This is a genomic window from Microbacterium sp. NPDC096154 (genome assembly GCF_040302945.1).
Taxonomy (GTDB): domain Bacteria; phylum Actinomycetota; class Actinomycetes; order Actinomycetales; family Microbacteriaceae; genus Microbacterium.
This window is the reverse complement of sequence record NZ_JBEOSM010000001.1, coordinates 60,603-79,622: the sequence shown is the minus strand read 5'-3', so window position 1 is coordinate 79,622 and position 19,020 is coordinate 60,603. Positions and strand designations below refer to the sequence as shown.

The 19,020-nt window shown below is 70.9% G+C and carries 18 protein-coding genes; 5 read left to right on the top strand and 13 right to left on the bottom strand.

What is annotated here, in order from left to right:
- The first annotated feature begins 79 nt into the window (after nt 1-79).
- The 3 genes from ABTW64_RS00375 (at nt 80) to ABTW64_RS00365 (ending at nt 2,690) form a co-directional block, all read left to right on the top strand.
- A complete protein-coding gene (locus tag ABTW64_RS00375; protein ID WP_350618031.1) occupies nt 80-412 on the top strand; it encodes a dioxygenase in 333 nt (110 codons plus the stop codon).
- A gap of 81 nt (nt 413-493) precedes the next feature.
- Nucleotides 494-2,035: a DUF349 domain-containing protein gene (locus ABTW64_RS00370; RefSeq protein WP_350618029.1), complete on the top strand. Its 1,542-nt coding sequence runs from the start codon at nt 494-496 to the stop codon at nt 2,033-2,035.
- Between the two features lie 85 nt (nt 2,036-2,120).
- On the top strand, nt 2,121-2,690 hold the full coding sequence (locus tag ABTW64_RS00365; protein WP_350618027.1) for a type IV toxin-antitoxin system AbiEi family antitoxin: 570 nt from the start codon (nt 2,121-2,123) through the stop codon (nt 2,688-2,690).
- Here ABTW64_RS00365 and ABTW64_RS00360 read toward each other — a convergent pair.
- The 9 genes from ABTW64_RS00360 to ABTW64_RS00320 all read right to left on the bottom strand — a co-directional run bounded on the left by ABTW64_RS00360 (nt 2,669) and on the right by ABTW64_RS00320 (nt 12,601).
- On the bottom strand, nt 2,669-4,912 hold the full coding sequence (locus ABTW64_RS00360; RefSeq protein ID WP_350618025.1) for a RelA/SpoT family protein: 2,244 nt from the start codon (nt 4,910-4,912) through the stop codon (nt 2,669-2,671). The genes ABTW64_RS00365 and ABTW64_RS00360 overlap by 22 nt on opposite strands.
- Nucleotides 4,913-4,982: 70 nt before the next feature.
- Nucleotides 4,983-5,957: a protein translocase subunit SecF gene (gene secF, locus ABTW64_RS00355; RefSeq protein WP_350618023.1), complete on the bottom strand. Its 975-nt coding sequence runs from the start codon at nt 5,955-5,957 to the stop codon at nt 4,983-4,985.
- Nucleotides 5,957-7,675: a protein translocase subunit SecD gene (secD, locus tag ABTW64_RS00350; protein ID WP_350618021.1), complete on the bottom strand. Its 1,719-nt coding sequence runs from the start codon at nt 7,673-7,675 to the stop codon at nt 5,957-5,959. Before secD ends, secF begins: the two co-directional genes overlap by 1 nt.
- A gap of 44 nt (nt 7,676-7,719) precedes the next feature.
- The gene (locus ABTW64_RS00345) at nt 7,720-8,175 is read right to left on the bottom strand and encodes a preprotein translocase subunit YajC (RefSeq protein WP_350618019.1); all 456 of its coding nucleotides are present in this window, start codon (nt 8,173-8,175) and stop codon (nt 7,720-7,722) included.
- Nucleotides 8,176-8,263: 88 nt separating this feature from the next.
- Nucleotides 8,264-9,295 carry a Holliday junction branch migration DNA helicase RuvB gene (gene ruvB, locus ABTW64_RS00340; protein ID WP_350618017.1) on the bottom strand — a complete coding sequence of 344 codons (1,032 nt, stop codon included), beginning with the start codon at nt 9,293-9,295 and terminating at the stop codon, nt 8,264-8,266.
- Nucleotides 9,288-9,911 carry a Holliday junction branch migration protein RuvA gene (ruvA, locus tag ABTW64_RS00335; protein WP_350618015.1) on the bottom strand — a complete coding sequence of 208 codons (624 nt, stop codon included), beginning with the start codon at nt 9,909-9,911 and terminating at the stop codon, nt 9,288-9,290. Before ruvA ends, ruvB begins: the two co-directional genes overlap by 8 nt.
- A 27-nt stretch (nt 9,912-9,938) precedes the next feature.
- A complete protein-coding gene (ruvC, locus tag ABTW64_RS00330) occupies nt 9,939-10,559 on the bottom strand; it encodes a crossover junction endodeoxyribonuclease RuvC (RefSeq protein ID WP_350618806.1) in 621 nt (206 codons plus the stop codon).
- A gap of 215 nt (nt 10,560-10,774) precedes the next feature.
- The gene (locus ABTW64_RS00325; protein ID WP_350618013.1) at nt 10,775-11,536 is read right to left on the bottom strand and encodes a YebC/PmpR family DNA-binding transcriptional regulator; all 762 of its coding nucleotides are present in this window, start codon (nt 11,534-11,536) and stop codon (nt 10,775-10,777) included.
- Nucleotides 11,537-11,677: 141 nt separating this feature from the next.
- Nucleotides 11,678-12,601 carry a L,D-transpeptidase gene (locus ABTW64_RS00320; RefSeq protein ID WP_350618011.1) on the bottom strand — a complete coding sequence of 308 codons (924 nt, stop codon included), beginning with the start codon at nt 12,599-12,601 and terminating at the stop codon, nt 11,678-11,680.
- A 76-nt stretch (nt 12,602-12,677) separates the two neighbouring features.
- Between ABTW64_RS00320 and pdxY the strand changes: the two genes are divergently transcribed.
- Nucleotides 12,678-13,529 (top strand): pyridoxal kinase PdxY, encoded by an 852-nt coding sequence (pdxY, locus tag ABTW64_RS00315; protein WP_350618009.1) that lies wholly within the window; start codon nt 12,678-12,680, stop codon nt 13,527-13,529.
- Between the two features lie 16 nt (nt 13,530-13,545).
- Here pdxY and pdxT read toward each other — a convergent pair whose 3' ends face one another.
- Together pdxT and pdxS are read right to left on the bottom strand one after the other, a co-directional pair.
- Nucleotides 13,546-14,139 carry a pyridoxal 5'-phosphate synthase glutaminase subunit PdxT gene (pdxT, locus tag ABTW64_RS00310; RefSeq protein WP_350618007.1) on the bottom strand — a complete coding sequence of 198 codons (594 nt, stop codon included), beginning with the start codon at nt 14,137-14,139 and terminating at the stop codon, nt 13,546-13,548.
- Nucleotides 14,139-15,047: a pyridoxal 5'-phosphate synthase lyase subunit PdxS gene (gene pdxS / locus ABTW64_RS00305; RefSeq protein WP_350618005.1), complete on the bottom strand. Its 909-nt coding sequence runs from the start codon at nt 15,045-15,047 to the stop codon at nt 14,139-14,141. Before pdxS ends, pdxT begins: the two co-directional genes overlap by 1 nt.
- A gap of 83 nt (nt 15,048-15,130) precedes the next feature.
- Between pdxS and ABTW64_RS00300 the strand changes: the two genes are divergently transcribed.
- Nucleotides 15,131-16,462, top strand: a complete 1,332-nt coding sequence (locus ABTW64_RS00300) for an aminotransferase class I/II-fold pyridoxal phosphate-dependent enzyme (protein ID WP_350618003.1) — start codon at nt 15,131-15,133, stop codon at nt 16,460-16,462.
- 16 nt (nt 16,463-16,478) lie between these two features.
- On the opposite strand, the gene ABTW64_RS00295 is transcribed toward ABTW64_RS00300, so the two are convergent.
- Nucleotides 16,479-17,012 carry an HIT family protein gene (locus tag ABTW64_RS00295; protein ID WP_350618804.1) on the bottom strand — a complete coding sequence of 178 codons (534 nt, stop codon included), beginning with the start codon at nt 17,010-17,012 and terminating at the stop codon, nt 16,479-16,481.
- 50 nt (nt 17,013-17,062) lie between these two features.
- Nucleotides 17,063-19,018, bottom strand: a complete 1,956-nt coding sequence (thrS, locus tag ABTW64_RS00290; RefSeq protein WP_350618802.1) for a threonine--tRNA ligase — start codon at nt 19,016-19,018, stop codon at nt 17,063-17,065.
- Nucleotides 19,019-19,020 lie beyond the last annotated feature (2 nt).

The following is a 19,020-nucleotide window of genomic DNA, read 5'->3' as shown; positions in this document are numbered from 1 at the left end:
CGCGTCTGCGTAGGCTCGTTCCCGCTCAGGAGGGGCGGCCGGAGGACCGGTGTCGCCGATCGTCGAGAGGAGCCCATCCATGGCCGCAGGAGGCAAGGCGTCCGGGCGGGATCGCGCCGCGCGCGAGGCCCGAGAGCGGGCGCGCCTGTACGAGGCACGCCGCCGGCACCACCTCGCGCAGGGCCGCCGCCGGCGCCGCGACAACATCGTCGCCACGAGCGTCGCCGCGCTCGTGGTCGCCGCGGCAGTGGGCGGGCAGGCCCTGTACTACTCGGTGGGCCCGGGCGCCGTCGCGACCCCTTCGCCGACCGAGACGCCCGCCGTCACACAGACGCCCGCGCCCATCGACACGCCGCTCCCGACTGCGAGTCCGTCCGACACGCCCGCGCCCACCGCGACGCCCGGGGACTGAGCGCCGAGTCGCGCGTTCGACGGCGTACTAGGCTGGGGCGCGTCCTGTCCCCTCCCGCGGTCACCGCGCAAGGAGCCTCCCGTGACGAGCCCCGATCACACCCCTGCTGAAGACACGATCCCCGACGGCGCCGACGCCGCCGAGACCGTGCCCGAGACCGCCGTGGCGGAGACCGTCGCGCCGTCCGCTGACGACGCCGCGACCGACGCTGCTCCCACCGACGGAGGCGCTGCCGACGCCGCCGCGGGAGCCGGCGACGCCCCCGCGACCGCCGACGCCGACGCGGCCGACACCGTGACGGACGACGCCGTGACTGACGACGCCGCGACCGCTGACGCCGCGACCGCTGAGTCCGCGCAGTCGGCGCAGGACGTCGCGCCGGAAGCCAGCGCCGCCGCGACGACCGAGTGGGGTCGCGTCGACGAGGCGGGGGTCGTGTCGGTGCGCGAGGGCGACGAGTGGCGCGTGGTCGGCGAGTACCCCGACGGCACGCCGGCGGAGGCGCTGGCGTACTACGAGCGCAAGTTCGACGACCTCGCCCTGCGGGTGCGCACGCTCGCTCAGCGACGCCTGCGCGGCGGCGCCTCCGCCGCCGACCTGCGCGGACAGGCCCGCAAGCTGCGCGAGGAGGTGGTGGGTGCCGCGGTGGTCGGCGATCTCGCCGGTCTCACCGACCTGCTCGATGCCCTCACCGCCTCGCTCGCCGAGGCCAGCGCCGAGGAGGCCGCTGCGCACCGCGCCGCTGTCGACGAAGCGGTCGCGCAGCGCACCGCCATCGTCGAGCGCGTCGAGGCACTCGCCGCGCGCGATCCGAAGTCGATCCAGTGGAAGCAGGCGACCGCGGAGCTCAACGCCGCGTTCGAGGAGTGGCAGCAGCACCAGCAGAGCGCGCCGCGACTTCCCAAGGCCACCGGGCAGGCGCTCTGGAAGCGCTTCCGCGACGCGCGCTCCACCGTCGAGCGTCACCGCCGGGCGTTCTTCGCCGAGCTCGACGAGACGCACAAGGCCGCGCGCGACCGGAAGACCCGCATCCTGGAGCGCGCCGAGGCTCTCGCGTCCAAGGGCGAGGACGGCATCCCCGCCTACCGGGCGCTGCTCGACGAGTGGAAGGCCGCCGGCCGCGCCGGTCGCAAGGCCGACGACGCGCTCTGGGCACGGTTCAAGGCCGCGGGCGACGCGCTCTACTCGGCGCGGGCCGAGCGCGATGCGGCCGAGCAGGCCGAGTCGGCCCCGCGCATCGAGGCCCGCAAGGCGCTGCTCGAAGAGGCGAAGGCCGTTGCCGACACCGCGGACCTCGTCAAGGCGCGCAAGCTGCTGACCGGCATCCAGCGTCGATGGGACGAGGTCGGCCGCATCTTCCCCCGCGACGTCGAGCGGGGTCTCGACGACCAGATGCGCCGGATCGAGAACGACCTGCGCGCGCGAGAGGACGTCGACTGGAAGCGCAACAACCCCGAGACCAAGGCACGCGCGAACGACGCGACGCGCCAGCTCGAGGAGGCGATCGAGAAGCTCGAGAAGGAGCTCGCCGACGCGCAGGCCAAGGGCGACACGAAGGCCGCCTCCGAGGCGCGCGAGGCTCTGGACGCTCGCCGTGCCTGGCTGAAGGCCATCGGCGGCTGACGCCTCGCCGCCGGACACCCGGGGCGCGCGGAACGGTTATCCACACCGGGACGCGCGCCCCTCGTCGTTACGGCACACTGCCGGCATGGCACTCGTGCAGTTCCCCCATCACGGTCTGTCCCCCGCGGAGCTCTCGGCGGCGCGGCTCGATGGCGAGCTGTGCGCCGTGGGCGATGGGTACGCGCCGGCGGATGCGCTCGAGACACCCGCTCTGCGCGCGGCGACCCTGCTGCCCCTGCTCGGCGTGAACCTGGTCGCGATCGGCATGAGTGCGGCCTGGGTGCACGGCGCGATCGGCGTTCCGCCGCAGGTGCACCACGTGCAGCGCGGCGCGCGCGGCGTGACGCGGCCGGTCGACCGCCGGATGCGATTCCGCGACACCCCGCTCGACGATGCCGACGTCGTGGTGCTGGGCGGCGCCCGCATCTCGAGCCCCGCGCGCACGCTGGTCGACCTGACGCGCGATCCATCCGACCCTGCGACCGGCGACGCGGCGGAGCGCCTCGCGACCGCGCCCCTGATCGCGGAGGCGCTCGCGTGGCTCGTCGCCCACCGCCGGATGCCGGGGCGGCAGCCCGCCATGGCGCACCTCGCGCGGCTCGACCGGCAGCTCGCCGCCCGTGCCGAGGCGCGTCAGGACGAGGTCACGCGGTAGACGTCGTAGACGGCGTCGATACGGCGCACGGCGTTCAATACGCGGTCGAGGTGCACGGCGTCGCCCATCTCGAACACGAATCGACTGATCGCCAGACGCTCCTTGGTGGTCGACACGGTGGCCGACAGGATGTTCACGTGGTGCTCCGTGAGCACACGTGTCACGTCCGACAGCAGCCCGGAGCGATCCAGGGCCTCGACCTGGATCTGCACCAGGAACACGCTCTTGGTCGTCGGCGCCCACGAGACGTCGATCATCCGGCCGGGATCGCCCTTCAGGGATGCGACGTTGGTGCAGTCCGTCCGGTGCACCGAGACGCCGCTGCCACGCGTGATGAAGCCCACGATCTCGTCGCCGGGCACGGGGGTGCAGCACTTCGCGAGCTTGACCAGGATGTCATCGGCGCCGCGCACCAGCACGCCCGAGTCGCCGCCGCGCGGCCTCCGCTGGCTCACCGTCGGGGGCAGCTCGATCTGCCCCGTCGTGGTGTCCTCGCCGGCCTGGATGAGCGCGGTGACCTTCTCGAGCACCGACTGCGTCGAGACGTGCCCCTCGCCCACGGCGGCATACAGCGCCGACACGTCCTCGTAGTGCATGAGGTCGGCGACCTCCTGCAGCGAGTCCTTCAGCCGCTGCAGCGGCAGGTGATGGCGGCGCATGGCCCGAGCGATCGCGTCCTTGCCCTGCTCGATCGCCTCGTCGCGACGCTCCTTGGTGAACCAACCGCGGATCTTGTTGCGGGCGCGGGTGCTCTTGACGAACGTGAGCCAGTCCTGGCTGGGGCTGGCATCCGGATTCTTCGACGTGAACACCTCGACCACGTCGCCCGAGTTGAGGGTCGACTCCAAGGGCACCAGCCGGCCGTTCACCTTGGCCCCCATCGTGCGGTGGCCGATCTCGGTGTGCACGGCATACGCGAAGTCGACGGGAGTGGCACCCGCCGGGAGGCCGATGACCTTCCCCTTCGGCGTGAAGACGTAGACGTCCTTCGCGCCGATCTCGAAGCGCAGCGAGTCGAGGAACTCCCCGGGGTCCTTGGTCTCGGACTCCCAGTCCGAGATGCGCGCGAGCCACGCCATGTCGGTGTCGAGCGACTTCTGGTCGGGCTTGCCCCCGGCCATCCGCTCCTTGTACTTCCAGTGGGCCGCGACGCCGAACTCCGCCTGCTGGTGCATCTCCTGCGTGCGGATCTGGATCTCGACCGTGCGGCCGCCCGGTCCGATGACCGTGGTGTGCAGCGAGCGATACAGGTTGAACTTCGGGGTGGCGATGTAGTCCTTGAACCGGCCCGGGAGCGGACGCCAGCGGGCGTGGATCGAGCCGAGCACGGCATAGCAGTCGCGCACCGTGGCCACGATCACGCGAATGCCGATCAGGTCGTAGATGTCGTCGAACTCGCGTCCGCGCACGACCATCTTCTGGTAGACGGAGTACAGCTGCTTGGGCCGGCCCACCACGGTGCCCCGGATGCGCAGCTCGTGCAGATCACGACTCACGTCGTCGATCACGTTCTGCACGTACTGCTCGCGCTGCGGCGTGCGCTGCTTCACGAGGCTGTCGATCTCGTTGTAGATCTTCGGGTGCAGCACGGCGAACGAGAGATCCTCGAGCTCCGACTTGATGGTCTGGATGCCGAGCCGGTGCGCGAGCGGCGCATAGATCTCGAGTGTCTCGGTGGCCTTCTTCTTCGCCTTCTCGGGCGGCACGAAGCCCCAGGTCCGGGCGTTGTGCAGGCGGTCGGCCAGCTTGATGACGAGCACCCGGATGTCCTTCGACATCGCGACGATCATCTTGCGAACGGTCTCGGCCTGGGCGCTCTCGCCGTACTTGACCTTGTCGAGCTTGGTGACGCCGTCCACGAGCAGCGCGACCTCGTCGCCGAACTCGGCCTGCAGCTCGTCGAGAGGGTAGCCCGTGTCCTCGACCGTATCGTGCAGCAGCGCGGCCGCGATCGCGCGCGGCCCCAGTCCGAGCTCGGCCAGGATCTGCGCCACGGCGAGCGGATGCGTGATGTACGGCTCGCCGCTCTGACGCTTCTGACCGCGGTGCTTCTCGGCGGCCACGGCGTATGCCCGCTCGATGATGGCCATGTCGCCGCGCGGGTGGTTCGCGCGGACCGTCGTGATGAGCCGCGTGAGATCGGCGTGCCGAGGGGCGCGCGAGAAGATGCGCGGCACGAGACGGCGCAGGCTCGGCGCCTGGGTCGTCGCCGAATCAGCCATGCCTCGCCCCCTCCCGCGTTCGCCGGGCTTCCATGCGGATTCGCTCATCCTACGCCCGGCCGGCGGACCGTCAGCCCGCACGTGCGGTCAGCACGCGCTCGTCGGACTGGCGGATCGCCGGCTCGCCCTCGCGGAACAGCGAATACAGGGGCGCGGCGACGAACAGCGTGGAGTACGTCGCGACGATGATGCCGACGAAGATCGACAGCGAGATGTCCGACAGCGTCTCGGCGCCGAGCCAGAGCGAGCCGATGAACAGGATGGCGGCCACGGGCAGCGCCGCCACGACCGACGTGTTGATCGAGCGGATGAGCGTCTGGTTCACCGCCAGGTTCACCGACTCTCCGAACGTGCGACCGGACGCATCCACGTCCTCCGACGTGTTCTCTCGGATCTTGTCGAAGACGACGGTCGTGTCGTACAGCGAGTACGCCAGGATCGTCAGGAAGCCGATCACGGCGGCGGGCGAGATCTCGAAACCGCACAGCGAGTAGATGCCGATCGTCACGATCAGCACGTCGAGCAGGCCGACGATCGCGGCGGCGGACATCTTCCACGTGCGGAAGTAGATCGCCAGGATCAGGAAGGTCAGGGCGAGGAAGATCGCCAGGCCCCACAGCGACTGACGCGTGACGTCCTGGCCCCAGGTCGGGCCGATGAACGACGCGGTGACCTCGGTGGCGTCGACCTCGTATGCCGCGGCCAGCGCGTCCGTCACGCTGTGCGTCTCGGCGTCGGTGAGCTGCGACGTCTGCACCCGGATGTCCCGATTGCTGACCGTCGTCACCTTGGTGGTCGTGCCGGGGACGGCCTCCTCGACGGCCTCGGTCGCACGGGACTGATCGGTCGACGCGGGCGCCGAGACGAGGAACTGCGAGCCGCCCGTGAACTCGACCGAGAACTCGACGCCGCGCAGGAACGGCGCGATCGCCGAGAGCACGACCAGCACGATCGCGACGATGAACCACGTGCGGCGCCGACCCACGAACGGGAAGGACGCCTTCCCCGTGTAGAGGTCGTTGCCGAAATCGGTCATGGAGCGCATCAGGCGTTCTCCTCCTCGGCGCCCGCGGCACGCGAGCCGTGGGCGGTCTGCGACGCGAGCTCGGCGGCTTTGCGCTCGGCGATGGTCTGTCGGCGCTCGGCCTCTCCGCGCGAGCGCTTCGCGCGCGGTCCCGTGACGACCGGCGAGCGGAACGTGGCACGGCCGCGGTACACGGCGCCGAGCGCGGCGGGGTCCAGTCCGGACAGCGGGTGACCGCCGCCGAAGAAGGGCGTGCGGACGAGGAGCTGCATCACCGGGTGGGTGAACATCACGAAGATCAGCACGTCGAGCACCGTGGTGAGACCCAGCGTGAACGCGAAGCCCTTGACCGTCGCGTCGGCGAGGATGTACAGCACGACGGCGGCGAGCACGTTGATGGACTTCGAGATGTAGATCGTGCGCTTGGCGCGCGCCCAGCCGTCCTCGACGGCGACCGTGATGCCCTTCCCGTCGCGCAGCTCGTCGCGGATGCGCTCGAAGTACACGATGAAGGAGTCGGCGGTGAAGCCGATCGTCACGATCAGGCCGGCCACGCCCGCGAGCGAGAGGCGGTAGCCCAGGCGCCACGACAGCAGGCACAGCAGGATGTACGTGAGCACCGCCATCACGATCAGCGACGCGATGATCACGAAGCCGAGCGCGCGGTAGCTCACGAGCACCACGAAGAGACCCACCAGGACGAGTCCGATGAGGCCGGCGATCAGACCGCTCTGCAGCTGCTGGGAACCCAGAGTCGCCGAGATGGTGTCGGAGCTGACGACCTCGAAGCTCAGCGGCAGGGCGCCGAACTTCAGCTGGTCGGCGAGCGTCTTCGACGTCTCCTGGTCGATGCCGCCGCCCGAGATGCTGGGGCGACCGTCGGTGATCACGGCGTTCATCGACGGCGCCGAGATGATCGAACCGTCCAGCACGAACGCGAACTGGTTCAGCGGCGCCTGCTGGCCGTAGAGGCGCTGGCTGATCTCGCCGAACGTGCGCGCGCCCTCCTGGTCGAACGCGAGCTGCACGTTCCACTGACCGTTCTGCGGATCCATGCCGTTGGTGGCGTCGTCGATCGACGAGCCGTCCATCTCCACGGGGCCCAGGATGTACTTCTGGCTGCCCGTCGTGTCGCACGTGATCAGCGGCTGGTCTCCCGGCGCCGACGACGGGTCGTTGGCCGGGTCGTCACAGCTGTACGCGAGGAACTCGGCCCAGAGCTTCTCGCTCACCCACGCCGGGTCGGAGCCGTTCGAGGGCTCCGCGGTCGGCGTCGCGGCGAGCGAGGGCCCGGGCGTGGGGTACGGCGTCTCGTTGCCGTCCTCGCCGACGAACGTGTTGGTCGGACCCGCCGAGTAGATGACAGCGCGCAGCTCGAGCTGGGCGCTGGCCTGGATGCGCTCGCGGGTCTGCTCGTCGGCGTTGCCCGGGATCTGCACGACGATGTTCTGCGATCCCTGCGTCGAGATCTCCGATTCGCCCACGCCTGACGCGTCGACGCGCTGGCGGATGATCGCGACCGCCTGCGCGAGCTGCTCGCTCGAGGGCTCGGCGTCTTCGGTCTGGGCCTCGAGCACGATCTGCGTGCCGCCCTGGAGGTCGAGCGCCAGCTCAGGAACCCAGGTGCCGCCCTTGAGCACGTGAGCGCCGAGCGCATTGGCGCCGAACAGCACGGCGGTGATGACCAGGAGGCCGGTCAGGACGCGCCAGGCCCGGCGCGCAGGAGTGGATGTCGCCACGAACGTCAGCTTTCGATGCGGGGAACCAGCGTGTGAGCCTGGGCTCAGTCCTTCTTGCCGTCGTCCTTGCGGTCGCCGAAGTCGAGGTCGGGCAGCTTGTACTCCGGGATCTCGTCGGAGGCCGCGGGCGCCGGAGCCGCATCGGCCGGACCCTCGTCCAGCGCACTGTCGCGGGGCGCCTCCTCGGCCTCGGCGGCGTCCTGCTGCTCCTCAGCGGCAGCGGCGTCGTCCTCGGGCGCGAGGTCGATGGCCTGCGTGTGCATCTCGATGACCACACCCGGCGCGATCTCGACCTTGGCGGGCTTCGACAGGTCCTCGCTGTCGAACTCGACGAGCGACCCGTACAGGCCCGAGCGCGACATGACACGGGCACCGGGGACCATCAGCTCGGCCTTGCGGGCCTGCTCCTCGCGCATCTTCTGCTGGCGGCGCCGCGAGCTGAAGAACATCCAGACGAGCATCACGACGACGACGAGAAGAAGAAGCAGGTTGGGATCCATGGGGCGGGAGAGCCTTTCGCGAGGGCGCACGCGCCGTCATCGGCGCGACAGGGAGGGGATTCGGCGGATGATGCCAGACCTGCAGCGATTATAGGTCATCGAGGTTCAGCGCCCCGTCAGCGTGCGGCACGCCGAGGTGCGCATACGCCTCCGGCATGGCCACACGCCCCCGCGGCGTGCGCCCCATGAACCCGATGCGCACGAGATAGGGCTCGACGACGCTCTCGACCGTGTCGGGCTCTTCACCGACTGCGACCGCGAGCGTCGAGAGACCGACCGGGCCGCCTCGGAAGCGGCGCACCAGCGCCTCGAGCACGGCGCGGTCGAGCCGGTCGAGGCCGATCTCGTCCACGTCGTACAGGTCCAGCGCCGCACGCACCTCGTGGAGGTCGGCCGCTCCCCCGCCCGCATGCACGAGCGCGTAGTCGCGCACTCGGCGCAGCAGGCGATTCGCGATCCGGGGCGTGCCCCGCGACCGACGCGCGATCTCCCGACGCTGGTCGGGACCGAGCTCGACGCCGAGGACGGAGGCGGAGCGGCCGATCACCCGCTCGAGCTCGTGCGGCTCGTAGTACTCCAGGTGCGCCGTGAAGCCGAAGCGATCCCGCAGCGGATTGGGCAGCATGCCCGAGCGGGTCGTCGCCCCCACCAGCGTGAAGGGCGCGAGGTCCAGCGGGATGCTCGTGGCCCCCGCGCCCTTTCCGACCATGATGTCGATGCGGAAGTCCTCCATCGCGAGGTAGAGCATCTCCTCGGCCGAGCGGGCCATGCGATGGATCTCGTCGATGAACAGCACCTCGCCCGGGGTGAGGCTCGACAGCAGCGCGGCCAGGTCGCCGGCATGCTGGATGGCCGGGCCGCTCGACAGCCGCAGCGGTCGATCGCTCTCCTGGGCGACGATCATGGCGAGCGTGGTCTTGCCGAGACCGGGCGGACCCGCGAGCAGGATGTGGTCGGCCGGGCGATGCTGGATGCGCGCCGCGTCGAGCAGCAGCTGCAGCTGTCCGCGCACCTTCTGCTGGCCCACGAACTCGGCGAGCGTCGCCGGGCGCAGAGCACCCTCGATCGCGAGCTCGGTCTCGTCGAGGGGCGCGGGCGTCGTGACGTCGTCGTCAGCCACGCGTCGCCCCCTGCGTGGCCGGGCCCAGCAGCGCCAGCGTCAGCCGCAGGAGCGCCTGCACCGATGCGCGATCGGCGTCGGAGGCCGCCTCGGCGGCCTGAGCCACCGCATCCCCCGCCACGCGCTCGGGCCAGCCCAGGCCCGACACCGCCTGCACCACCTGCGCCGCGACATCCGACGCAACGGCGCCCGCAGCCGCGACGGACCGGGGGGCGGGCGGCGCGAGCTTGCCCTGGAGCTGCACGACGATCAGCTTGGCCGTCTTCGGCCCGATGCCCGACACCTTGCGGAAGGGCTTGTCGTCGTCCTCCGCGACAGCGGCCGCGATCCGGTCGACGGTCAGCGCCGACAGCACACCGAGCGCCGACTTGGGGCCGACGCCCGACACCGACAGCATGGCGCCGAACACCTCGAGCTCGTCGCGAGACGCGAAACCGAACAGCGACAGCGAGTCCTCTCGCACGATCAGGCTGGTGTGCAGTGCGAGTGTCTCGCCCTCGCGAGCGGTGCGCGCGACATCCGGCGGCACCGCGACCGACAAGCCCACTCCCCCGACCTCGACGACGACGCTGTCGGCGCCGGCGTGCATCACGGTGCCGCGCAGGGAGGAGATCATTCGCCCAGCCTACGGGCGGATTCGGACCTATGTTCGAGCGACACGCATCCGGCGGGTGCGCTTCTCGGCCTCCGCCCAGGCGCGCTGCGCCGGCGTGAGCGATGTGTCCGCGCCGTGCGCCTGCGCCGACACGCCTCCTCGCCACGCGTGGCAGAGCGCCAGAGCGAGGGCGTCGGCCGCGTCGGCCGGCTGCGGCAGCGCCTCCAGCCGCAGCACGCGCTGGATCATCGTCTGCACCTGCCGCTTGTCGGCGGAGCCGTACCCCGTGACGGCCGCCTTGACCTCGCTCGGCGTATGCGTGGCCGCCGGGATCCCGCGTTCGGCCGCCAGCATGAGCGCCACGCCGCTGGCCTGCGCGGTGCCCGTCACCGAGTGGAGGTTGTGCTGTGCGAACACGCGCTCCACGGCCACGACGTCGGGAGCGTGGGCGTCGAGCACCGCACGGATGCCGGCCGCGATCGCCGCGAGCCGCTCGGCGATCGGCATGTCGGGCGTCGAGCGCACCACGCCGACGTGCACGAGGGAAGCCGTGCGGTCGCGCGCCACATCGACGACCCCCACACCGCACCGGGTGAGGCCGGGATCGATTCCGAGGACGCGCAGGGAGCTCACCCTGCCAGCGTAGGCGCGCCGGGCGTCCCGGCCCATGAACGCCGCGGCGGTGCGGGCGCCGTCCACGCGTGCCCCGCACGATGCAGGCTGCGGCGGGCGGCCACGGCCGGTCACGCCCGACACACCGAGCGACGCGCCAGGTGACGCTTCGTGTTCCCGGGTGTTCCTGGGCGTGCGGAGGGAACCCGCCGAACGCGTGCCGCCCCACCCGGTTGAACCGGATGGGGCGGCGAGTCAGTGAGGGGAGCGACCTACTCGTCGTCCTCCTCGAGCTCGGCCTGCACCTCGGGGGTGAGGTCGATGTTCGTGAACACGTTCTGCACGTCGTCGCTGTCCTCCAGCGCGTCGATCAGCTTGAACACCTTGCGCGCAGTCTCGGCGTCGACCGGCACCTTGACGTTGGCGACGAACTCGGCGTCGGCCGACTCGTACTCGATCCCCGCGTCCTGCAGCGCCGTGCGGACGGCGACCATGTCGCTGGCCTCGGTGACGATCTCGAACCCCTGCGGGTGCGGCTCGACCTCGAGCGCACCGGCCTCGAGAGCGGCGAGCATGACGTCGTCCTCGGTCGTGCCCTCCGCGGACGCGACGATGACGCCCTTGCGCTCGAAGTTGAACGACACGCTGCCCGGATCGGCCATGTTGCCGCCGTTGCGCGTCACGGCCGTGCGCACCTCGGCAGCTGCACGGTTCTTGTTGTCGGTCAGACACTCGATGAGCATCGCGACGCCGCCGGGCGCGTAGCACTCGTACATGATCGTCGTGTAGTCGACCGACTCGCCGCCGATGCCCGCTCCGCGCTTGATGGCGCGGTCGATGTTGTCCTTGGGCACCGAGGTCTTCTTGGCCTTGAGCACGGCGTCGAACAGGGTCGGGTTGCCCGCCTGGTCGGGGCCGCCGAGCTTCGCCGCGACCTCGATGTTCTTGATCAGCTTCGCCCACGACTTGGCACGGCGCGCGTCGATGACGGCCTTCTTGTGCTTGGTCGTGGCCCACTTGGAATGCCCGGACATAACTCTCCCGATTCGGTGACGTGACCCGCCGCTGCCGACGCGGCACTCGCGGCGCTGCGCTCGCGGCTGCTGGGCCTCGTGACATTCTACGAGAACGAGCGGCGCGCCGAATCGGGCGCAGCATCCGCGCGCGACGCGCGGTCACTCCCGGATGAACACGGGCGTTCCCAGCGGCAGCTGCTGAAGTGCCTGGATCGCCTCCGCCGACACGCGGATGCAGCCGTTCGAGATGGGGCCGCTGCGGGCGTCGTGATAGTGGAAGGCGGTGACGGCGACCGGCTGTCCGCCGAACCCCGGCAGCGTCGGCGACTGCACCGACAGGTACACGAGCGGGTGACCCCGTGTGTAGGCGAACGACTCCACCACATCGACGAACATCACGAACGCGCGGCCGAGCGGCGTGGGGGTCGCCGACGCGCCCCATCCGAAGTCGTCTGCCACCAACTGCTCGGTCTCGCTCTTTCCATCACGGGTCACGATGCGCACTGTCCGGTCGGAGATGTCGACCTCGACGCGATGCGGGTTGTCGGCGAGAGCCACGTCGGCCGTCCGCATCCATCCCGTCAGCTGCGCCGGATCGCCTTCACCCGGCAGCGCCTGACGCCCGACCAGCAGCACCCGCACCCAGTGATCCTGCTTCTCGATGACCGGGACCACGGTGCCGTCGTACGCCTGCGCGTGCGGCAGCCACGCCACCGGCTCGCCCCGGGGGTCGGCGAACACTGGCGCCCCCGCCTCACGCGGCTGGGCCACGATGCCCTCGGTCGGCGCGAATCGGGCCTCGTCCACGGGGAGATCCGGATGCAGTGAGAAAACATCGACGACCGGCAGCTCACCCTGGTCGTATCGCCGGTCGTTCTCGGGGAACCCGTCGACCGTCGGCGTGGGGGACGGCGATGCGGTGCGCGGGGGCGGCACCGCGGCCGTGGCGCTCGGCGTCGCCTCGAGCGACGGCTGCGACGCGTTCGCCGCGAACACGGCCGCCGCGCCGCCACCGCCGATCAGCAGCACGGCGACGGCACCGATCGCGGCACGCCGCTTCTTTCCCTGCACACCGCCCGCCATGTGCCCATTCCATCACCTGGGGGCCGCGTGCGGCAGGCGGTCGCGGCGGGGGCCGCGCCGGTGGGAGGATCGAGGGATGAAGATCCTCTCGATCCAGTCGGCGGTGGCGTACGGGCACGTCGGCAACTCGGCCGCGGTGTTCCCCCTGCAGCGCATCGGCGTCGAGGTGCTGCCGGTCTACACCGTCAACTTCTCGAACCACACCGGCTATGGCGCGTGGCGCGGCCCGCTGATCGCGCCGGATGACGTGCGCGAGGTGATCACGGGCGTCGAGGAACGCGGCGCCTTCCCCGACATCGACGTGGTGCTGTCGGGCTACCAGGGGGGCGAGGGCATCGCGGAGGTGATCATCGACGCCGTCGCGCGCTTGAAGGCCGCCAACCCGAGCGCCGTCTACTCGTGCGACCCCGTCATGGGCAATGCCAAGTCCGGGTGCTTCGTCGCGCCCGCGATCCCGGTGCTGCTGCGCGACAAGGTCGTCCCCGTGGCCGACATCATCACGCCCAACCAGTTCGAGCTCGGATACCTCACCGGCACCGAGCCGACCGACCTCGCGTCGACGCTCGAGTCGGTCGACCGCGCTCGCGACATGGGACCGCGCACGGTGCTCGTCACGAGCGTCGAGCGACCGGACCGGCCGGAGGGCACGCTCGAGATGCTCGCTGCGGACGACGCGGGCGCCTGGCTCGTGAGCACCCCGCAGCTGCCGTTCAAGGCGAACGGCTCGGGCGATGTCACGGCGGCGCTGTTCACGGCGCACTACCGCCAGACGGGTTCGGCGGCTGAGGCACTGGCGCGCACGGCGTCGAGCGTCTTCGGGCTGCTCGAGCAGACCCTGGCATCGGGCGAGCGCGAGCTGCAGCTGGTGGAGTCCCAGGAGCACTACGCGCACCCCCGCATGGAGTTCGAGACGCGTCAGGTGCGGTAGCGCGCGGCGCGTCGGGTCAGGAGGCCGCGGCGACCTTCGCGAGGAACCGCCGGTGGAACCGCGTCTCTCCGGTGACCTCGGGGTGGAAGGCCGTGCCCATCAGGTTTCCCTGCTCGACCGCGACCACACGCCCATCAGCGAGCGCGGCCAGCGCACGAGCCGACGCGCCCACGTGCTCCACGACGGGCGCGCGGATGAAGGTCGCGTGCACGGGGGGCGCGCCGAGCGCCGGCACGTCGAGCTCGGTCTCGAACGACTCGACCTGCCCGCCGAAGGCGTTGCGACGCACCGTGACGTCCAGACCGCCGAAGGTCTGCTGCCCCTCGATGCCGTCGCCGATGCGGTCCGCGAGCAGGATGAGACCCGCGCAGGTGCCGTACATCGGCATCCCCGAGGCGATGGCCTCGCGGATCGGGGCCCGCAGATCGAAGGCGCGCGCCAGCTTGTCGATCACAGTCGACTCCCCTCCGGGGAGCACGAGCCCGTCGACGGCCGCGAGCTCGGCGGAGCGGCGCACGAGCGTCGCGGACGCCCCCAGGTCATCGAGCACCCGGGCATGCTCCCGCACATCGCCCTGCAGCGCGAGCACGCCGATGCGCGGCCGGGGCATCACCACCCGCGTTCGGCGAGGCGGTGGGGGGCGGGCACGTCCGCGACGTTGATGCCGACCATGGCCTCGCCGAGCCCGCGCGAGACCTCGGCGACGACCCGCGCGTCATCGTGGAACGTCGTCGCCTTGACGATCGCCGAAGCCCGCTTCGCGGGGTCGCCCGACTTGAAGATCCCCGATCCGACGAACACGCCGTCCGCCCCGAGCTGCATCATCATGGCGGCATCGGCGGGCGTCGCCACTCCCCCGGCCGTGAAGAGCACGACCGGCAGTGCGCCCGTCTCCGCCACCTCGGCCACCAGCTCGTACGGCGCCTGCAGGTCCTTGGCTGCCACGTACAGCTCGTCCCTGGTCATCGAGCGCAGCGCGTTGATCTCGGCCGTGATCTTCCGGATGTGCTTGGTGGCCTCCGACACATCGCCGGTGCCGGCCTCTCCCTTGGACCGGATCATCGCCGCGCCCTCGTTGATGCGCCGCAGCGCCTCGCCCAGGTTCGTCGCGCCGCACACGAACGGCACCGTGAACGCGTGCTTGTCGATGTGGTTGACGTAGTCGGCGGGCGACAGCACCTCCGACTCGTCGATGTAGTCGACGCCGAGCTCCTGCAGCACCTGGGCTTCGACGAAGTGACCGATGCGGGCTTTGGCCATCACCGGGATCGACACCGCCGCGATGATCTCGTCGATGAGGTCGGGGTCGCTCATCCGGGCGACACCGCCCTGCGAGCGGATGTCGGCGGGCACACGCTCGAGCGCCATCACCGCGACAGCGCCGGCGTCCTCCGCGATGCGTGCCTGTTCGGCCGTCACGACGTCCATGATCACCCCGCCCTTGAGCATCTCGGCCAGGCCGCGCTTGACGCGCCCCGTTCCTGTGGACGTGCCGACGGCGGTGGCGGTAGCGCTCATGGGGGTCCTCTCTCGCCGCGACGACACGGCCGAATTATGATCTAGGCCAAAAGCTAGCACGGTCCAGGTCATAGAATCGCGTGATGACGCCCCATGACTCGCAGGATGCGATCGTCGGCCGCACTGCGTCCGAGCTCGCCGACAGCGTGCGCAGCCTCGTCGAGAGGGGCCTGCTCGGTCCCGGCGATGGCCTGCCGTCGGTACGGGCGCTGGCGGAGCGGACAGGGGTCAATCGGAACACCGCGGTAGCGGCGTACCGCCTGCTCGCCCAGTCGGGACTGGTCGTGTCGCAGGGCAGGGCCGGCACGCGCATCGCCGGCCACGCACCGGTCGCGTCCGAGGGCTATGCCCCGCGCAGTGCGCTGCGCGACATCGGCGCCGGCAACCCGGACCCATCCCTCATCCCCGACCTCTCCCGTGCCCTGGCCGGCGCGGCGGGGCGGCCCGTGCTCTATGGCGAGCCCGCGATCGACGCGGGGCTCGAGGAGTGGGCGCGGCGATGGGTCGCCCCCCACGCACCCAACGCCGACTTCCGGTTGACGATCACGAGCGGGGCGGTCGACGCCGTCGAGCGACTGCTGGCGCAGGCCCTCACGCGTGACGACGCCGTGGCCCTGGAGGACCCCTGCTTCCTGGCCAGCATCCACACCGTCCGCCTCGGCGGATATCGCGCCGTCCCGGTGCCGGTCGACGACGAGGGCATGACCGCCGACGGGCTGCGCACGGCCCTCGAACGGGGCGTGCGGGCCATCGTGTGCACGCCGCGGGCGCAGAACCCCACGGGCGCCTCGGTCACGCCGCGCCGTGCCGCCGAGCTGCGTCGGGTGCTCGACGAGCACCCGTACGTCCTCGTGATCCAGGACGACTACTTCTCACTGCTGTCGCAGCAGCCGTTCCCCGCGATCATCGGTCCGTCGCATCAGCGGTGGGCCCTGGTGCGGTCGGTGTCGAAGTTCGTCGGGCCCGATATGAGCCTGGCCGTGACCGCCACCGATCGCCACACCGCCGAGCGCCTCGCCATGCGCCTCAGCCCCGGCACCACGTGGGTCAGCCACCTGCTGCAGCGGCTGACGCACGCGCTGCTGTCCGACGACGATGTGCGCGCGCAGATCGCGCACGCGGGCGCCCACTACGCCGCGCGCAACGCGGCGTTCGCCGAGCGGCTGAGCGCTCAGGGCGTCGACGTCCACGCCGGCGACGGGCTCAGCGTCTGGGTGCCGCTGCCCGCCCCCGCTCGCGCGGTCGCCGAGCAGCTGATGCGCCGCGGCTGGCTCGCGCGCACCGGCGACGACTTCCAGCTGCGGGAGGACGCCCCGCCCTCCCGGCACCTGCGCCTGACCGTGCACGACCTCGACGACGCCGCGGCTGCGGCCCTGGCATCAGACGTCGCCGCGTCGCTCGCGGCCCTCGGCTGACAGCGCGGCGGGAGCGTCACACAGGCCAGCTGTCGGCGATCGCGCGCCGCACGTCTCCGAGCAGCTGCGGCAGCGCCTTGGTCTTCGCGATGATCGGGAAGAAGTTCGCGTCGCTCGCCCACCGCGGCACGATGTGCTGGTGAAGGTGCTCCTCCACGCCCGCGCCGGCCACGTGCCCCTGGTTCATGCCGATGTTGAAGCCATCGCACCGCGACACCTCGCGCAGCACCCGCATGGCGGTCTGCGTGAGGGCCCCGATCTCCGCGACCTCGTCCGGTGTCGCCTGGTCATACGTGCCGATGTGGCGGTACGGGCAGACCAGCAGATGACCCGAGTTGTAGGGGAACAGATTGAGCAGCACGAAGGCCGAGCGGCCGCGGTGCACGATCAGCCCGGTCTCGTCGTCCTTGCCCGGCGCCGCGCAGAACGGGCATCCCGACCCTCGGTTGACGTCGGCCCCCGCCGAGATGTACGCCATGCGGTGCGGCGTCCAGAGGCGCTGGAACTCGTCGGGCACGCCCGCGAACTGCGCACCGTCCTCGAGCGGCACCTCATGGGAGCGTCCCGCGTGAGGGGCGTCTCCGTGGGGCACCGCGTCAGTCACGCCAGCGCCTCGACGGTCTCCGCGACCTGCAGGTCGTCCGCCGTCTGGACGAGCGCGAGGGACGCGATCGCCGCGGTCACGAGCTCGATCGCCTGATCCACCGGCACGCCGTTGCGCTGCGAGCCGTCGCGGAAGCGGAACGAGACCGTGCCGGCCGCGCGATCCTGCTCGCCGGCGATGAGGATCAGGGGCACCTTGGACGTCGTGTGGGTGCGGATCTTCTTCTGCATGCGGTCGTCCGAGTGGTCCACCTCGGCGCGCACACCCGCGGCGCGCATCCGCCCCACGATCTCGTCGAGGTAGTCGGCGAACTCGTCGGCGACCGGCACGCCCATGACCTGCACGGGCGCGAGCCACAGCGGGAAATCGCCCGCGTAGTGCTCGAGCAGGATGGCGAAGAAGCGCTCGATCGAGCCGAACAGCGCGCGGTGGATCATGATCGGGCGCTTCTTGCTGCCATCGCGGTCGGTGAACTCGAGATCGAACCGCTCGGGCAGGTTGAAGTCGAGCTGCACGGTCGACAGCTGCCACGAGCGACCGATCGCGTCGGTGACCTTGAGGTCGATCTTGGGACCGTAGAACGCGGCCTCGCCGGGCTCCTCGACGAGCTCCAGACCCGTCGCGAGCGCCACCCGGCGCAGCGCGTCGGTCGCCGTCGCCCAGACCTCCTCGTCGCCGATCCACTTCGACTTCTCGTCGTCGCGCATCGACAGCTCGAGGCGGAAGTCGGTCAGGCCGAAGTCCTGCAGCAGCGACAGCACGAACTCGAGCACCTTGGTCGTCTCGACCTCCAGCTGCTCGGGCGTGACGAACAGGTGCGCGTCGTCCTGCGTGAACCCGCGCACGCGCGTGAGGCCGTGCAGGGCACCCGACAGCTCGTTGCGGTAGACCGTGCCGTTCTCCGCGAGGCGCAGCGGCAGGTCGCGGTAGCTGCGCCCGCGCTCCTTGTAGATGAGGATGTGCATCGGGCAGTTCATCGGCTTCAGGTAGTAGTCGACGCCCTGCTTCGTGACGTTGCCGTGCTCGTCGCGCTCCTCGTCCATCCGGATGGGCGGCCAGATGCCGTCGGCGTACGTGACCAGATGGTTCGAGGTGACGAAGAGGTCCTTCTTCGTGATGTGGGGCGTGTAGACGTAGCTGTAGCCCTCGGCGATGTGGCGTCGGCGGGCGTGCTGCTCCATCTCGCCGCGCACGATGCCTCCCTTGGGATGCCACACCGACAGGCCGGACCCGATCTCGTCCGGGAAGGAGAACAGGTCGAGCTCGCGGCCGAGCTTGCGGTGATCGCGCTTCGCCGCCTCGGCGAGGCGCTCCTGGTAGGCGCGCAGCTCCTCCTTCGAGGGCCACGCCGTGCCGTAGATGCGCTGCAGCTGCGGGTTCTTCTCGCTGCCGCGCCAGTAGGCGCCGGCGACGCGCAGGATGTCCCAGCCGTTGCCGAGCAGGCGGGTCGACGGCACGTGCGGGCCGCGGCACAGGTCCTTCCAGACCGTCTCGCCGGTGCGCGCGTCGACATTGTCGTAGATCGTCAGCTCGCCGGCGCCGACCTCGACGCTCGCGCCCTCGGCGGCCTCCTTGCCGCCCTTCAAGCCGATCAGCTCGAGCTTGAACGGCTCATCCGCCAGTTCGGCGCGCGCCTCGTCGTCACCGACCACGCGGCGCTGGAAGCGCTGCGCGTCCTTGACGATCCGCTGCATCTCCTTCTTGATCGCCTTGAGGTCGTCGGGCGTGAAGGGCTCGTCGACGCCGAAGTCGTAGTAGAAGCCGTCGGTGATGAAGGGACCGATGCCGAGCTTCGCCTCCGGGCGCAGCTTCTGCACCGCCTGAGCGAGCACGTGCGCGGTCGAATGCCGCAGGATGTCCAGGCCGTCGGCGCTGTCGATCGTGACCGGTTCCGTCGTCTGCGTCTCCGAGACCTCGGCGGCGAGGTCTTTCAGCACACCGTCGACGCGCATCG

Coding starts and splice junctions, on each gene's coding strand:
- ABTW64_RS00375 (WP_350618031.1), top strand. CDS start 80: ATGGCCGCAGGAGGCAAGGCGTCCGGGCGGGATCGCGCCGCGCGCGAG.
- ABTW64_RS00365 (WP_350618027.1), top strand. CDS start 2,121: ATGGCACTCGTGCAGTTCCCCCATCACGGTCTGTCCCCCGCGGAGCTC.
- ABTW64_RS00360 (WP_350618025.1), bottom strand. CDS start 4,912: ATGGCTGATTCGGCGACGACCCAGGCGCCGAGCCTGCGCCGTCTCGTG.
- secF (WP_350618023.1), bottom strand. CDS start 5,957: ATGCGCTCCATGACCGATTTCGGCAACGACCTCTACACGGGGAAGGCG.
- ABTW64_RS00345 (WP_350618019.1), bottom strand. CDS start 8,175: ATGGATCCCAACCTGCTTCTTCTTCTCGTCGTCGTCGTGATGCTCGTC.
- ruvA (WP_350618015.1), bottom strand. CDS start 9,911: ATGATCTCCTCCCTGCGCGGCACCGTGATGCACGCCGGCGCCGACAGC.
- ruvC (WP_350618806.1), bottom strand. CDS start 10,559: ATGGGCCGGGACGCCCGGCGCGCCTACGCTGGCAGGGTGAGCTCCCTG.
- ABTW64_RS00325 (WP_350618013.1), bottom strand. CDS start 11,536: ATGTCCGGGCATTCCAAGTGGGCCACGACCAAGCACAAGAAGGCCGTC.
- ABTW64_RS00320 (WP_350618011.1), bottom strand. CDS start 12,601: ATGGCGGGCGGTGTGCAGGGAAAGAAGCGGCGTGCCGCGATCGGTGCC.
- pdxY (WP_350618009.1), top strand. CDS start 12,678: ATGAAGATCCTCTCGATCCAGTCGGCGGTGGCGTACGGGCACGTCGGC.
- pdxT (WP_350618007.1), bottom strand. CDS start 14,139: ATGCCCCGGCCGCGCATCGGCGTGCTCGCGCTGCAGGGCGATGTGCGG.
- pdxS (WP_350618005.1), bottom strand. CDS start 15,047: ATGAGCGCTACCGCCACCGCCGTCGGCACGTCCACAGGAACGGGGCGC.
- ABTW64_RS00300 (WP_350618003.1), top strand. CDS start 15,131: ATGACGCCCCATGACTCGCAGGATGCGATCGTCGGCCGCACTGCGTCC.
- thrS (WP_350618802.1), bottom strand. CDS start 19,018: ATGCGCGTCGACGGTGTGCTGAAAGACCTCGCCGCCGAGGTCTCGGAG.